The 13,416-nt window shown below is 43.8% G+C and carries 14 protein-coding genes and 1 pseudogene; 4 read left to right on the top strand and 11 right to left on the bottom strand.

Features of this window, described 5'->3' with window-relative positions; genetic code table 11:
* Positions 1–138 precede the first annotated feature (138 nt).
* Positions 139–1,140, bottom strand: a complete 1,002-nt coding sequence (gene ccpA / locus AB4027_RS03885) for a catabolite control protein A (protein ID WP_368646049.1) — start codon at positions 1,138–1,140, stop codon at positions 139–141.
* A gap of 202 nt (positions 1,141–1,342) precedes the next feature.
* Here ccpA and AB4027_RS03880 point away from each other — a divergent pair, with 202 nt between their 5' ends.
* Positions 1,343–2,443 (top strand): M24 family metallopeptidase, encoded by a 1,101-nt coding sequence (locus AB4027_RS03880; protein WP_368646048.1) that lies wholly within the window; start codon positions 1,343–1,345, stop codon positions 2,441–2,443.
* 46 nt (positions 2,444–2,489) lie between these two features.
* Here AB4027_RS03880 and AB4027_RS03875 read toward each other — a convergent pair whose 3' ends face one another.
* The 4 genes from AB4027_RS03875 to AB4027_RS03860 form a co-directional block, all read right to left on the bottom strand.
* A complete protein-coding gene (locus AB4027_RS03875; protein ID WP_368646047.1) occupies positions 2,490–3,002 on the bottom strand; it encodes a DUF421 domain-containing protein in 513 nt (170 codons plus the stop codon).
* Positions 2,983–3,531 carry a DUF421 domain-containing protein gene (locus tag AB4027_RS03870; protein WP_368646046.1) on the bottom strand — a complete coding sequence of 183 codons (549 nt, stop codon included), beginning with the start codon at positions 3,529–3,531 and terminating at the stop codon, positions 2,983–2,985. Before AB4027_RS03870 ends, AB4027_RS03875 begins: the two co-directional genes overlap by 20 nt.
* Positions 3,532–3,637: 106 nt before the next feature.
* Complete coding sequence (locus AB4027_RS03865; RefSeq protein ID WP_368646045.1) at positions 3,638–4,174, bottom strand: YtxH domain-containing protein; 537 nt, start codon at positions 4,172–4,174, stop codon at positions 3,638–3,640.
* 41 nt (positions 4,175–4,215) lie between these two features.
* Positions 4,216–4,629 (bottom strand): DUF948 domain-containing protein, encoded by a 414-nt coding sequence (locus AB4027_RS03860; RefSeq protein WP_368646044.1) that lies wholly within the window; start codon positions 4,627–4,629, stop codon positions 4,216–4,218.
* A 162-nt stretch (positions 4,630–4,791) separates the two neighbouring features.
* Between AB4027_RS03860 and AB4027_RS03855 the strand changes: the two genes are divergently transcribed.
* Positions 4,792–5,673 (top strand): mechanosensitive ion channel family protein, encoded by an 882-nt coding sequence (locus AB4027_RS03855; protein WP_368646043.1) that lies wholly within the window; start codon positions 4,792–4,794, stop codon positions 5,671–5,673.
* A gap of 81 nt (positions 5,674–5,754) precedes the next feature.
* On the opposite strand, the gene cbpB is transcribed toward AB4027_RS03855, so the two are convergent.
* The 4 genes and pseudogenes from cbpB to racE all read right to left on the bottom strand — a co-directional run bounded on the left by cbpB (position 5,755) and on the right by racE (position 8,378).
* On the bottom strand, positions 5,755–6,234 hold the full coding sequence (cbpB, locus tag AB4027_RS03850) for a cyclic-di-AMP-binding protein CbpB (RefSeq protein ID WP_368646042.1): 480 nt from the start codon (positions 6,232–6,234) through the stop codon (positions 5,755–5,757).
* 181 nt (positions 6,235–6,415) lie between these two features.
* A complete protein-coding gene (locus AB4027_RS03845; protein ID WP_368646041.1) occupies positions 6,416–6,937 on the bottom strand; it encodes a metallophosphoesterase family protein in 522 nt (173 codons plus the stop codon).
* 18 nt (positions 6,938–6,955) lie between these two features.
* A pseudogene (locus AB4027_RS03840) lies at positions 6,956–7,567 on the bottom strand (XTP/dITP diphosphatase); the annotation flags it as partial.
* Positions 7,557–8,378: a glutamate racemase gene (racE, locus tag AB4027_RS03835; RefSeq protein ID WP_368646040.1), complete on the bottom strand. Its 822-nt coding sequence runs from the start codon at positions 8,376–8,378 to the stop codon at positions 7,557–7,559. The gene racE and the pseudogene AB4027_RS03840, both read right to left, overlap by 11 nt.
* A gap of 207 nt (positions 8,379–8,585) precedes the next feature.
* Between racE and AB4027_RS03830 the strand changes: the two genes are divergently transcribed.
* Entirely contained in the window at positions 8,586–9,014 is a 429-nt protein-coding gene (locus tag AB4027_RS03830; protein WP_368646039.1) for a DUF2507 domain-containing protein, read from the top strand.
* Between the two features lie 63 nt (positions 9,015–9,077).
* Here AB4027_RS03830 and AB4027_RS03825 read toward each other — a convergent pair whose 3' ends face one another.
* The gene (locus tag AB4027_RS03825) at positions 9,078–10,526 is read right to left on the bottom strand and encodes an FAD/NAD(P)-binding protein (protein WP_368646038.1); all 1,449 of its coding nucleotides are present in this window, start codon (positions 10,524–10,526) and stop codon (positions 9,078–9,080) included.
* A 659-nt stretch (positions 10,527–11,185) separates the two neighbouring features.
* Positions 11,186–11,467: a hypothetical protein gene (locus tag AB4027_RS03820; RefSeq protein ID WP_368646037.1), complete on the bottom strand. Its 282-nt coding sequence runs from the start codon at positions 11,465–11,467 to the stop codon at positions 11,186–11,188.
* Between the two features lie 498 nt (positions 11,468–11,965).
* On the opposite strand from AB4027_RS03820, the gene AB4027_RS03815 reads away from it, so the two are divergent.
* Positions 11,966–13,198, top strand: coding sequence for an IS110 family transposase (locus AB4027_RS03815; protein WP_368646036.1), 1,233 nt, complete (start codon positions 11,966–11,968; stop codon positions 13,196–13,198).
* Positions 13,199–13,416: the final 218 nt, after the last annotated feature.

The raw sequence follows: 13,416 nt of genomic DNA, 5'->3' as shown, positions 1-13,416 counted from the left end.
AAGTTAAAGAGACTGGGGATTTGATCCCCCAGTCTCTTTTTTTGCATCCACTTCATTGTCTCGTCAATCTCTATCTATCCCTTACAAAGCGAAAAGGCTGAGGATTCTTTCTCCCCAGCCTTTTCCTCTTTTATTTTCTTACTTAGTTGTACCTTTCGAACCGATCGTGTACGGTAGCGTGATCGTCTTCTCATCGGTCTCTTCTTTGTTCATCAGCTTCGTCAGTAGACGCATGGCAACTGCACCGATATCGTAAAGCGGCTGCTCGACTGTAGTCAGTCTTGGTCTTGACATGGCTGTCAGTTTGGAGTTGTTCGATGTGATGATCTCAAAGTCTTCAGGAACGCTTACGCCGCGGTCAAGTGCCGCATTCAAGATACCTAAAGCCAGTTCATCGTCTGCAACAACAGCTGCCGTAGCCCCAGCTTTATTCAGCTGTTCATAAACGGCTTCCCCTACTTTATATGTGTACTCGGACTGCAGGACCAAATCTTCGTCGTAAGTCAGTGAGGCATTTTCCAAGGCCTTCTTGTACCCGTTCAAGCGGTAAATGCCGTTGATCGGTTCTTCGTGACTTTCTGAAATGAATGCCACTTTCTTATGTCCGTTGTTGATGAGCATCGTTGTTGCTTCTTCGGTAGCTTTTTCATAGTCTATATTGACACTGCCCACCTGTTCATCCGGATCGACTGTTCCAGCCAGAACGACCGGTGTGCGTGAACGTGAAAATTCAGCACGCAGTTCATCAGTGATCTTGTTACCCATAAAGATAACACCATCAACCTGCTTGGCAAGAAGCGTATTCAATACCTGCACTTCCTTTTCTTCATTTTTATCTGAGTTGGCCAAGATGATATTGTACTTGTACATCGTCGCAATGTCGTCGATTCCGCGAGCAAGTGATGAGAAATAAAGGTTGGTTACATCAGGGATGATGACCCCTACTGTCGTTGTCTTCTTGCTGGCTAGTCCGCGTGCCACTGCATTTGGTCGATAGTCCAGACGGTCGATGACTTCTAAAACTTTCTTTCTAGTCGTTGGTTTAACATTCGGGTTGCCGTTGACAACACGTGAAACGGTCGCCATTGAAACGCCTGCTTCACGGGCAACATCATAAATCGTAATTGTTTGTTTGTCCATAATAAACTCCTTCTAAGAGATTTTGATTTTTGTGAGCGCATTCTTCTTTATCAAGAATAACAGAGTCCGCTTCCAAATTCAATTATAAGATTCAATTTTCATGAAATTTTCTAATTTGTTTTCAGAAAAGGCTTTCTTGTGCTATACTATGGCTATTTTTTCTGATAAACTTAATCTAAATCACAGAAAAGAAGGGGTATTCATGACACTTATAAACACACTGCAGCAGACGATGCAGAAAGAAACGATCGATTTTCTTTATTTTGATGAACCGCTGACCGTCGCTTATTTAACTGGCTTCGAAAGTGAACCGCATGAACGGGTCGTGGCTGTTTTAGTCTTCAAAGACAAAGTCTGGATGATCGTACCGGAACTTGAAAAGCAGTCCGCTAAAGCGGCAGCCGATTGCGACTTTATCCTTTCATATCAGGATGAAGTTTCTCCCTGGTCCTTACTAAAGGATGCCCTCCAGAACGAGGCTGATACGATAAAACGAGTCGGTGTCGACGAAGATTCTCTCGTTGTCTCACGCTACCATGCTTTGAATGACGTATTTAAGGAAGCCTCTTTCACGAACGCTACGCCTCTCATTCAGAATCTGCGCGTGATCAAGCAGCCTGAGGAAATTTCGATTATGAAAGAAGCCGGAGAACTGGCTGACAAAGCACTGGAGATCGGCATGGCTTCCTTGAAGACGGGGATAGCCGAGGAAGAAGTCGTTGCCTTGATCGAATACGAGATAAAAAAATACGGCGTCGAGAAAATGAGTTTCCCCACAATGGTCCTGTTCGGTGATCATGCAGCCAGTCCGCACGGTGCCCCCGGAAGTCGGAAGCTCCAGCCGAACGACTGGGTCCTCTTTGACTTAGGTGTCGTCTACAATGGCTATACGAGTGATATGACTCGCACCGTGGTTTACGGCAAAGCAGACGAAGAGAAAAAAGCAATCTACAAAGTGGTCAAAGAGGCTCAGGAAAAGGCGCAGAGCTTTATCAAGCCCGGCGTCCTAGCTGGCGATATCGATAGAACGGCCCGCCGGCACATTGAAGAAGCAGGCTACGGCGACTATTTCACCCACCGTTTAGGTCACGGACTCGGCCGTTCAGTCCACGAATATCCGAATATCGCGCCTGGGGTCGAACTTGAGATCCGAGAAAACATGTGCTTCTCAATCGAACCTGGTGTATATATCGACGGTTACTTGGGTGTTCGTGTAGAAGACTGTATTTATGTCACATCAGAAGGTGCTCGTCCCTTTACCCATACAACAAAAGAGCTGATCGAACTGCCTGTTAAAAACTAAAAATAGTCTGCCGAAAGAGTAATGTCTCCTTTGGCAGGCTATTTTATTACTTTTTATTTATGAAAATAAAGTCTTTTTTATCGAGCTCTCTTTTATCAGAAGACGACATGACGGTCAGTGTCCCGTCTGACTCAAGTATAATGGCAGAAATTTTATCAAACGATACATAACCGGCTTTTCTTATCGCCTGTTTCAATTCGCTTCGGTCTACCCGCTCTCTCCTCATCGCCTTCTCCTGAAAAGTATCCGCGTAGTAGAGCAGCGTCGGTTCCGATTTTATCATCGACCCGACTGATTTGAACCGGATGGACAGCCAGGTGGCTACATGCTGCAAGGTCACCAGCATGATGAATGTGAGGATCCCGTTCCAAAATGAATCTTTATAGTTCACAATGGTCGTCGCTAAAACAGAGCCGAGTGCAACGGTCACGATAAAATCAAAAGCATTCATCTTGGATAATGTTCTTTTTCCTGAAGCGCGTAAAACAAGAACGATCGAAATAAAGCTGACCGTACTTATCGTTATGAGCTTTATTGCATCAATCAAACTGATCGTCATCTGAATCCTTCTTTCTCTTTTTGCTTTCCTTGTCCAGGTCTTCTAGCGTATCAAGATCGTTCTTTTTACTTTTCTCTTTGTGCAGAACAGATATCGTTCCGTCTGTTTCAAGGATCACTGCCCCTACCTCTTCCACTCTGCCTATTCCCTGTTCACGCATGGCCTGCAGGACTTCCGATTTGGGTATCCGTTCCTTTTTAAGTATCGATTCGTAATACTTTCCCTCATAGAAAAGCAGGGTCGGCTTTGCTTTAAGCAAGGTATCAAAAAAAGCATACCTCGCAGACAGAAGACTTGAAAAAAACTGAAAAAGCAGCAGGAGGAAGATAACGTAGATCCCCTTCATGAGGCGGTCTTCATAATTCATCAGCATATTGCCGAAAACAGCACCCAGTGAAACAGTAATGATAAAGTCAAAAGTATTCATTTTCAGAAGTGTGCGTTTACCAGATAAGCGGAGCAGGAACAGGACGATGATATAACTGATAAAAGCTATTATTAAAAGTTCTTCCATCTGCTTAATGTCCATTCTCTCAGCCCTTTCCATTGGTTTCCTACACTAATTAGTTCTTTTTATGTACGAAAAAGGATGCGATCTTGACCGCACCCTTCATCCTTTCTTTTCTAACTGATTTTTATTTGTTCCCAGGATTAAAGTAAGTGGCATCTGTTTTATTGTCTTCTGATTCATTGTCGGAAGAAACAGTGGAGTCTGCCTGGGCATCGGCACTTACAGCACGCGATGTGGTGTCTGGTGCTGTCGGATCATTCTTTTTAGACGAATCGTTTTCCTTGTTCATCTTACCTTTGACTTTTTCAGCTGTTTCTTTGGCTTCTTTCTTGATTTTCTCCAGATTTTCGCCAGCTTTATCCATGTTTTCGTCAGCCTGGTTCGTTAGCTGTTCATAACTTTCTGAAGCATCCTTCTTGTACCCTTCGCTTTTCTTGGCAACAGAATCTTTCAGCTCCAAACCTTTATCTTTAGCTTTGTTCACATAATCCTTCGCCTGGTCTTTCGTCTTCACGGTACGGTCTTTGATGTCACCGCGAACTTCTTTTCCTGATTTTGGCGCCAGCAGCAGTGCAGTCAATCCGGCAACTGCAGCTCCTACGAACGTTCCAAGTACGAACCCTTTGACTTCATATACTTTACCTATTTTTCTCATAAACATAATGTTAAATCTCTCCTTTTTTTATTCGATAAATGAGTGATTTACTGTTTTTTTCTATCTCTGCTCATGGTCGAGCCGACTTTTTTGGCGATACCGATCGATGCACCGCGTTTTGAAGCACTGGCTAAATGAGAGCTCAGATTGCGTGTCGAATTGTTCAGACTTGATACCGACTCGCCTAGATCTCCAACTGCTTTGAACAGCGGATCAGTCAAGCCAAGTTTGCCATTAACATCATCCAATGTGACATTCGACTTATTAAGCAGTCCTTCTACCTCAATAAGCAGTAGATCTGCATCCTTCGTGATCGTACTTAGACTCTTGTTCGCTTCCTCCACTGTGGTATTCAGTTCGGAAACCATTTTTGCCACCTTGAACAGGACGTAAACCAGACCTAATACCAGTACGGCAAAAGCGATTGCTGCAATCAAAGCTGCTATTTCTCCACCTGTCATATTTATCCCTCTTTCTTATATTCTGTATGAATTAAGGTTACCACTTAAGTCGATTTAAATGCAACTGAGATGAATTGGAACACGGATTAAATTGTATCTTCCAAAAAAAATGTTAAAATAATAGAAGATCGATCATAAAGAGTTGAACGGAAAGGAGCCTATATGGATCAGACGCCAGAAACTATAGAAGATGTCGATGAGCAGGTTAATCTGTTCATCGAAAAATGGCAGGCGATAGAGTGGCAGGAAATCGCCTGGTCAGTCCTGCTTGTCATCCTGCAGATCATAGCAGCAATCATTGTCTTCTTTATCTTGAGACGCATTGGACGCTATGTTATCGAAAAAATCTTTACCCGCTATATAAAGGAGAAGCATACGGTCCCCAACCGATTGAACACCCTGCATAAATTAAGTAAAAACATTTTCAACGCCGTTCTTTTATTCTTTCTCGTCTATGTGATTTTGGAGCTGATCGGGATTCCCGTCGGGACACTGCTCGCCAGTGCCGGGGTCATCGGTTTGGCCTTGTCCTTAGGCGCGCAAGGTTTCGTAGCCGATATCGTAAATGGTTTCATGATCCTGCTCGAAAAACAGATTGATGTAGGTGATGTGGTGGAAATCAGCGGTCTGACAGGCACAGTGGAAGACGTGAATTTGAAGACGACGCAGGTGAAAGACTTTGACGGGACGCTGCATTTCATCCCTAACCGGGAGATCACGATAATCAGCAACCGGTCACGCGCTGACATGCGGGTACTTATTCAGATACGACTTTATCCGTCTACTGACCTCCAGAAAGTACGAAGGGTGATGGAACAGGTGAATAAAGAAGCCGTGCCTGAATATGACGAAATCACGCTGGCACCGACTGAGGTTTCTTTTGTCCCCGTCGGCCCAGGACAGCTGGCTGTGCAAGTCATTATGTACACCAAAGCCGGTACACAATATGGCATGCGTAATGTTTTTTATGAAAAATATGTTGACGCCTTGACTAAAGCCGGCGTCGATCTGCCTAATGTCACGCTGGAAATGCCCAACCCATAGCCTGATATTCGCTGTTCAATATGTGATAATTTAAAAAACCGGGCCGAACAGCTTAAATGCTGTTCGGCCCGGTTTATCTTTTCACTGCGCAACGGTTTCTTTTTCTTTTACTATATATCTTTTCTCAAATTCATGGGCGATGCGGTTCGTGCCTTTAAGTATTTCGCTGCGTGTAATGATCCCTTTGAAATAGCCTCGACTGTCAACGACGGTGATGAACGCATTGTCAACCAGCATGTGGAGAACATCTTCCAGTTCAAAATCTTCCAGTACGCAGGGGTATTCTCTATCCATGACTTCCCCGACTTCGATTTCTCCCAGTTTTTCAAAATGGACATCCTGAATATCCATGATCGTCTGCATGATCGTCGGCATCGAGATGAGTCCGCGCATCTTTGACTCCTCATCTAAAACCGGCACGACAGCATATTTGTCCGTCGTCAGCAGCAGCAGAGCGTGATCGAGTCTGTTCTTGACTCCAACGACCGCTACCTGCTCAGCTGGCTTGACCAAAGACGTTTCGCTGTCGATCAGCAGCTTTTTTACCTTTTCGCTTATCATTTCTTCACTCCTTGCAACCGTTATCCTCACCTCTATTGTACCGTTATTCTGTCTGAAAGCCAAAACAAAGCCACCATTTTAGAGAACATTCTTAGATAACTTTTGAACATTCTTATCAGGCGCTTTCAATGTAATGGTTAAGACCTTTTAAAAAATGAGAAAACAATGAGGATACCGGCCTTTAGCCAGCAAGTGATACACGCGTTGTCAAGTCGTGCTGGATATTATGATCCTGGTCGTAAAACGTCAATTCTGCTGAAGTCAGATCATCATCCAGCTTCATCACTAAGTAAGTGCCCTGGGCTCTGTTTCTTGGCTGAGCAATACTTCCCGGATTAATGAACACGACTCCTTCTTCTATTTCCACTTTAGGAATGTGCGTGTGTCCATAAAAAACCACGTTCACATCTTCTGCTCTGGCTTCTTTGATCAGTCTGTCGTAAGACCGCTTGACACTGTGCTTATGTCCATGAACAAGCAGATAACGAAAACCTTCGATGTATTCCGTCCGGCTCAGCTTGAACTTATTCGTGATATCCATATTGCCAAGGACCGTTTTGTAATGCTGCCACAGCGGATGATCCTCCAGTAATTCTGAATCACCGCAATGGACCCATTCGTCTGTGTCTTCCTGATGGATCGTGTAGATTTCTTCCATAAAGTAGGTGTTCCCATGATTGTCACTGACCACGACGATTTTCATCCTGCAACTTCCTTTCCTTTAGTTGTTAAGCCAGTCGTCCAGATGCTGTTCCAGCTTTTTCAAAGCATCTGCCCGGTGGCTGATCTGGTTTTTTTCAGCCTGTGAACATTCTGCCAGCGTTCTTCCTTTTTCCGGCAGATAAAACAGCGGGTCATAGCCAAACCCGTTTTCTCCGCGCGGGACACCGGCGATCTCGCCATCCAGTCTGCCTTCAATGACTAACGATTTTTTATCTGGATGTGCAAGAGCAAGCGAACAGTGAAAATGTGCCTGTCGCTGATTCTCATTGTAATCAGCCAGTTCGTTCAATAATTTGGCATTGTTCTTGGCGTCATTCTTCTCTTCCCCGGCATAGCGCGCCGAATAGACTCCGGGCTGGCCATGAAGGGCATCGACGACCAAGCCGGAATCGTCTGCCAAAACAAGCGTATCCAGTTTTTCTGCAATGGTCTCTGCTTTCAGCAAGGCATTTTCATTAAAGGTCGTCCCTGTTTCTTCCACATCTTCGATATTTGGGAAATCCAGCAGCGTGACGATTTGATATCCTTTTTTATTGAATAAAGCTTCGAACTCCTTTGCTTTGCCTTCATTTCTCGTTGCAATGACGATCGTTTTATTTTTAGACATCTGCTTCTCTCAACCTTTCTAGTTCCACACTTCCTATATCGAGCTGATCCGTTTCCAGCCAATTCTCCACGATAGTCCGGAACATCTTCTCAGGCCCAGTCGTATAGATGCGGATCGTTCTCTGACCGGTCCCTTCATACTGCAGTCCCTTTTCCTTTAAGACACGTTCCACTTCATAAGAGGTCAGCGCACCAGAATCGATCAAGTCGATATCTTTGCCCAAAGTCTCCTGAATAAAGGGTGCAAGCAGCGGAAAATGCGTACAGCCTAAAATGACTGTATCCATTTCTTGTGTTTTAAATCCAGCGAGCTTTGTCTCAACAAGCTGTTTAGCTCTTTGCGATTCATAGTCATTTTCTTCGACGATATCCACAAATTCTGGACAAGCCAGGCTCTTCACCTTGACATCCCGGTCTTTTTCTACAAGAGAGTGTTCGTAGAATCCCGATTCGACCGTACTTACCGTTGCCAGGACCCCGATTTCTTTAGACGCCGATGTCTTGACGGCGGCTCTGCTTCCTGGCCCGACGACACCAATAACAGGGATATCCACCTTGCTTCTCACAATATCTAAAGCATGAGCGGTAGCCGTATTGCATGCGATCACGATCATTTTGACCTGCTGATCCAGTAGAAACTGAACAAGTTCAAGAGTATAGGTAATGATCTCTTCTTTTGTACGATTCCCGTACGGGCATCGTTTCGTATCTCCGATATAAACAAATGACTCGCCAGGAAGCCGGTCTTTCACGGCCTTAAGAACGGTCAAGCCGCCTACGCCTGAGTCAAGTAATCCGATTGGTTTATTCAACATTTTTATACAACCCTATCTAAGTGACTTTCTCTTATTTAAACTATCGCGCTCATTCATACAAAATAGCAGGATACTATAGAAACCTTATTGAAAAAAAGGTAAAATAAATAAGTATGATTTTTGTCTCCTCTTCCATTATAAAGAATCTTCTGGAAAAGTGAAAGACAAAACGCGTAGACACGATCAACGAAAACAAGAGGTGAAACGATGAACGTTGAAAACCGACACATATCCGAAATAGACAGTCTCACTCTCTTAAGAGATGCGCTTTTACCTAACCTGCTTAAAGAAGATGAAGAAGATATTCTTTACTGGGCCGGAAAGGAACTGGCTCGTTCGTATCGCTTTGACTCCCTCAAAGATCTAATGCAGCAGACTGAAACTTTCTTTGCAGGTGAACTGATTCAGACTAAATCAGCCAAAAAGACTCTTCACTTCGACTGGACAGGCCCGCTCATCACGCATCGTCTGACCGAACAAGCAGCGCCTACTTTTTCGCTGGAAGCCGGCTTTCTGGCAGAAGGTTTACAGCAGCTGAGTGGAAACTATACAGAAGCAACTTATTCAATCTATCAAAAAAAACATCTGGTGACCTTCCTGCTGCAGTCCGACGCTCATGTTTTTCTGGACGACTAAAAACAGACCCATGCCCCTGCCTTCTGCGATCACAGCAGTAGACAGCGCATGGGTTTTTATCTATTAAATGTCATCCAGCATGGCTTTGACACCGTAGCGCGCACTTTTCGCCACCATCTCCACACTGCTGTTTCCAAAGTGTACACCGGAAGCCAGCTGGCCATAGACTCTAAGAGCCGGCTGTTTCTCGCCATTTGTGTCCACGGCACACATCGACGGGTAGTCGATCAGAACGCCGCCGTAGCGGTAAGGCTTGAGTATTTCGTCTTCTACGAGCTGCCTGACGACGGGCTGCTGGAGGTGGCTGTTTTTCAACAGATCCATCTGCTGGCCTGTGCCGTTTACGATATACTCAAAGACCTGATCATCATAGTCTCCAAGCTCCACCTTGAACCCCTGCTTTTCTTTGGTTATTGCCTGGATGTTTTTGAAAAGCTTTACCCGACCTTCCGTTATATCTTCGATCAGCAGCCGGGCTGTTTTTTGAGGAATCGGTGCTTTGAAAAAGGACCACTGCTGTCCGTAGCCTTTCAGGAATTCATCCCTTTCATCATCTGAAAGAGCGTTCCAGAGCAGCGCATAGCAGTCTCTCATTTTCCGAATAATGGCCTGGAATTTCCCCAGTTCTTCTAAATGCTTCAAGTCCCGCTGCATTCCTTCGACCGTGCCTTTTCCCAAGTGCTCCCAAACCCAGGGCAGATCGATGCCATGATCTTCAGTTTCCTTTTGGAACCACTCCCTGATTTGCTCAAGGGATACAGTATCCTCATGCCTTTCTATAAGATGCTTGATGCTTTCCTGGCAGATATAATGCGTCTCGATTTCTGGTTCATGCCCCCTTACCGATGAAAAACGTCCTTCCAGCGACAGAAAACTTAAGGAAGCTTTTGGGTGCGTTTTTTTCATATACAGATAGGTGTCGATTGCCGTCAGCCCCGTCCCTAGGATGCCGATACGCAAAGGCTGATCTGGGAAGTCAAGCTTCTTGATTGCAGGGTAAGGATTGTAAATGTAATTTTCCAAACCTTTCAGTGCATACGGATCCTGATAGGCTAGATGACCTACTGAAAGGTGCACACTGTCGACTATTTTCTCTGACTGGTCCGTAACGATGTTAAACTGACCCTTTTTGATCGGTCTAACTGCCGTCACTTTTTCACGGATCACCGTAACATTCAGTTTATCGATCAGGCTGAGCGTCTCTTCATAAAGGTATTCGCCGAACAAAGTCCGCGGCAGATGACTATTGTATAGATCAGTCAGCTGCCTCTTGGCTTTCATCCATTTGAGAAAGTGGTGCGGATCGTCCAAGTCGATACTCATAGTTTCCGTATACTGATTAATGAGCAGCGCTTCATCATCCGGCTGATACGGAAAGCCCGTCCCGAATCCTTCAGTTTCAGAAAAGACCGTGATGTTCAGCTCACCTTTCATCTTCTCTGTCATCTGTTTATCGATTTCTTTCAATATACTGATGCCTGCAACTCCCAGGCCGATGATCCCGATTTCCATGCGTCACTCCTCCAGCTTGTTATTCTTCTTGTTCAATCATACCAGAATCTTTTTTCCAGATAAATATTTTGGCTGTTTTAAGCTATCCATCTGCAAAGTCTAGTCACCCGCTGGATTGAATGGCACTTATAGACGCTTCTTAGTCAAAAAAGGCGTGTATAGCTACCACTGACAGTCCTTAATGCCTTGAGAAGTTCATATACCTTGCCTGTTATGCCTGGTCAGAGCCATTTTTCCAGCGGGCAGTCAGTGTAAAGGGGCTGTACCGACCGCTCAGTTTCTCTCTGGTTTTGAGTGGCCACCAGAATGAAGGCGTACTGACTGCTCACTTGAAATCTTTTCCGGACTAGTCATTAAACTCCTGATTTACGTTATTCTCAGCTCCTCCAAACATTTGGGTGGTCATTACCCTTACGTTTTAGGACCCACTCAACAGTGATGCCTTACTGAGCTGTCAAAAGTAGCCTATAGTCTCAATATAAGCAAAGCAAAAGCCAGATTCGTCCTCTTTTCTTTAAACGGAGAAGCAAACCCAATCACGTTTCGTTCTTTTTCAGGATGAACATTCGCGCAGGCTTGCGCGAATGCTTCGACTCTTAATCAATTAGTCAAAATAAAAGAAGTGATTCATCTTTGCTAAAAGAAAAATCACTTCTGATCTATAAATTCACATTTAAGGGTATGCTATTCAGCGTGCGTTCTTCGTCCTCCCGCACTTCTACAAACCGAATTTCTCTTGCATCCCATGACATCAAGTCATTGAATGAATAATTGTTTTTTCTCAGGACCACATCCAGGGGACAATCGATTTCATCATCCGCATTATGCAGGACGTCACGATCCTCAACTTCCAGTTCCACGGTCCTGTCTTTACATTCGATCAAGTACCTGTATTGAATCGCTGGTGTCAATACAGACTGATTTTCTTCACTATGAGACATTACATCACTCTCCAAGTAAGTTAAAAAATATGCGACGATTCAATTTTTCCACGGGATATCTGTAACAATTTGAACTACAAATTGCGAGGATTCCCATCTTAATTAACACTATTTTATATCACGTATAGATAAAAGTATAGGCTATCACCGAATATTACTGATAATAAATGACGAACTGTCATAGATTAGACACATTACAAAGTAAGTTTAAATAATATACTAACTTGTCCTTAAGCACATAAAAACATACTAAGATTAGTAGGTAAAGACCACGACGGTGGTTTTTACCTACTATTTTTCTTTTATAGAGGTATAGTAAGGGTGAAAGGAAGCTCGACCGAAGCCTCAGGGACTATGAGTCCGAATCAAAAACTGAGCTCCCTCACTGTCATTTCTAAATCAGGTTTAAGTATGTGGGACCATGAGTCCGAGTATAGGAAATAAGACACGAAATGAAGCAGTGATGGTCTTTCAATACAAAAGAAAGCGAGGAATAAAATGACTTATGTACTAGCTTTAGATATTTCTATGGGAAAAAGTTATGCTGTCATCTATGAAGATGACACGTGCTTGTGGGAAGATTCTATTACTCATACAAAAACTGGTTTCTCTTATCTCCTAGCGGAGATTATGAATTTACCTAGCATTCCAGAAGTAGTTTTTGAATCTACAGGGATATATTCCAGACCTTTAGAAACCTTCTGCCAGAACAATCAGTTGCCGTATATACTATTGAATCCATTACAGGCAAAGAAACAGCTGGAAGAGGCCACGTTGAGAAGTTGGAAAACTGATAAGCAAGATGCTCACCAACTTGCTCGAAGTCACTGGCGAAACAAACGAAAACCAAAGTTGATTCAGATCGATACTTATCTGGTCTTGCGAGAGTTGTCGCGCTTTTACCAAGAGGTTGAAGCAGACATTAAACGTAACCGAATGTATCTTCATAATTGCCTTCAACTCACATTTCCAGAGTTAGAACACTTCTTTTCCAACCGACTCACTCCCTACGCTTTAACGTTAATAGGATTATATCCACACCCTGATTTGGTATTAGAATCAACACCGACTAAAATCAAGAATCGATTAATGAAAACAACTCGAAAGAAAATATCTGAAAACCGAGCGCGTAAGAAAGCTGAAGAGTTAGTATCTTATGCCAAAGATTCTTACCCGGCAACGCAAGTTGACAGTGTTCATTGTCAAAGAGCAGCGTATTATGCTGAGAAACTTCAAGATCTTCTCCAACAAAAAGATGATCTTCGAATTCAGCTCATTGAAAAAGCACATCAACTGGAAGAGTTTACTCTCTACGCAACGATTCCAGGGATAGGCGAGTTAACATCTGCCTTATTAATTGGTGAATTAGGTGATATCCGTCGTTTCGAAACATCTAATCAGCTGAATGCTTTTGTGGGTATTGATATCCGTCGATATCAATCAGGAAAATATATTGGTAAGGATCACATCAATAAGCGAGGAAACCCGAAGGGGAGGAAAATACTTTACTTTACAGTGCGAAACATGATTCGCCAACAACGATCAGCGCCCAATCACATCGTTGATTATTATTACAAATTAAAAAGGCAACCCACCCCCAAGAAGGATAAGGTTGCCACAGTCGCCTGTATGAACAAGCTCCTGAAATGTATGCATTCCATGGTAAGGAACCATACCTCGTACGCCTACGCGCACCCGGTCTCTAAGACCAATAATATACCTGTAGTATAGCATGAACCTCCTAAGAAAAAAATAAAAAGGCTGAGGTTTATTTAGTATGCGCTTTTGTCTGAATTCAGAACTACTCTTTTGAAAAAGACATTATTTTATAATCTTTTACCTTGACTAAACGTAGGAAAGAGGCTGGGACAAAAGTCCCAGCCTCTTTTTCGGTGTGCGCCCGGCATGGGCGACAACTTGGTGGTGAAAGTCCACTACAGACTTGGCAG

Origin of the sequence: Alkalibacterium putridalgicola (assembly GCF_040959045.1) — a bacterium.
Classification (GTDB): Bacteria; Bacillota; Bacilli; order Lactobacillales; family Carnobacteriaceae_A; genus Alkalibacterium; species Alkalibacterium putridalgicola.
Note: the sequence above shows the minus strand (reverse complement) of the source record. Positions and strands in the feature narration are given on the sequence as shown.

What these genes read in the sequence shown, in the direction of transcription:
- ccpA (WP_368646049.1), bottom strand. Translation starts at nt 1,140, where the DNA reads ATGGACAAACAAACAATTACGATTTATGATGTTGCCCGTGAAGCAGGC.
- AB4027_RS03880 (WP_368646048.1), top strand. Translation starts at nt 1,343, where the DNA reads ATGACACTTATAAACACACTGCAGCAGACGATGCAGAAAGAAACGATC.
- AB4027_RS03875 (WP_368646047.1), bottom strand. Translation starts at nt 3,002, where the DNA reads ATGACGATCAGTTTGATTGATGCAATAAAGCTCATAACGATAAGTACG.
- AB4027_RS03870 (WP_368646046.1), bottom strand. Translation starts at nt 3,531, where the DNA reads ATGGACATTAAGCAGATGGAAGAACTTTTAATAATAGCTTTTATCAGT.
- AB4027_RS03865 (WP_368646045.1), bottom strand. Translation starts at nt 4,174, where the DNA reads ATGTTTATGAGAAAAATAGGTAAAGTATATGAAGTCAAAGGGTTCGTA.
- AB4027_RS03860 (WP_368646044.1), bottom strand. Translation starts at nt 4,629, where the DNA reads ATGACAGGTGGAGAAATAGCAGCTTTGATTGCAGCAATCGCTTTTGCC.
- AB4027_RS03855 (WP_368646043.1), top strand. Translation starts at nt 4,792, where the DNA reads ATGGATCAGACGCCAGAAACTATAGAAGATGTCGATGAGCAGGTTAAT.
- cbpB (WP_368646042.1), bottom strand. Translation starts at nt 6,234, where the DNA reads ATGATAAGCGAAAAGGTAAAAAAGCTGCTGATCGACAGCGAAACGTCT.
- AB4027_RS03845 (WP_368646041.1), bottom strand. Translation starts at nt 6,937, where the DNA reads ATGAAAATCGTCGTGGTCAGTGACAATCATGGGAACACCTACTTTATG.
- racE (WP_368646040.1), bottom strand. Translation starts at nt 8,378, where the DNA reads ATGTTGAATAAACCAATCGGATTACTTGACTCAGGCGTAGGCGGCTTG.
- AB4027_RS03830 (WP_368646039.1), top strand. Translation starts at nt 8,586, where the DNA reads ATGAACGTTGAAAACCGACACATATCCGAAATAGACAGTCTCACTCTC.
- AB4027_RS03825 (WP_368646038.1), bottom strand. Translation starts at nt 10,526, where the DNA reads ATGGAAATCGGGATCATCGGCCTGGGAGTTGCAGGCATCAGTATATTG.
- AB4027_RS03820 (WP_368646037.1), bottom strand. Translation starts at nt 11,467, where the DNA reads ATGTCTCATAGTGAAGAAAATCAGTCTGTATTGACACCAGCGATTCAA.
- AB4027_RS03815 (WP_368646036.1), top strand. Translation starts at nt 11,966, where the DNA reads ATGACTTATGTACTAGCTTTAGATATTTCTATGGGAAAAAGTTATGCT.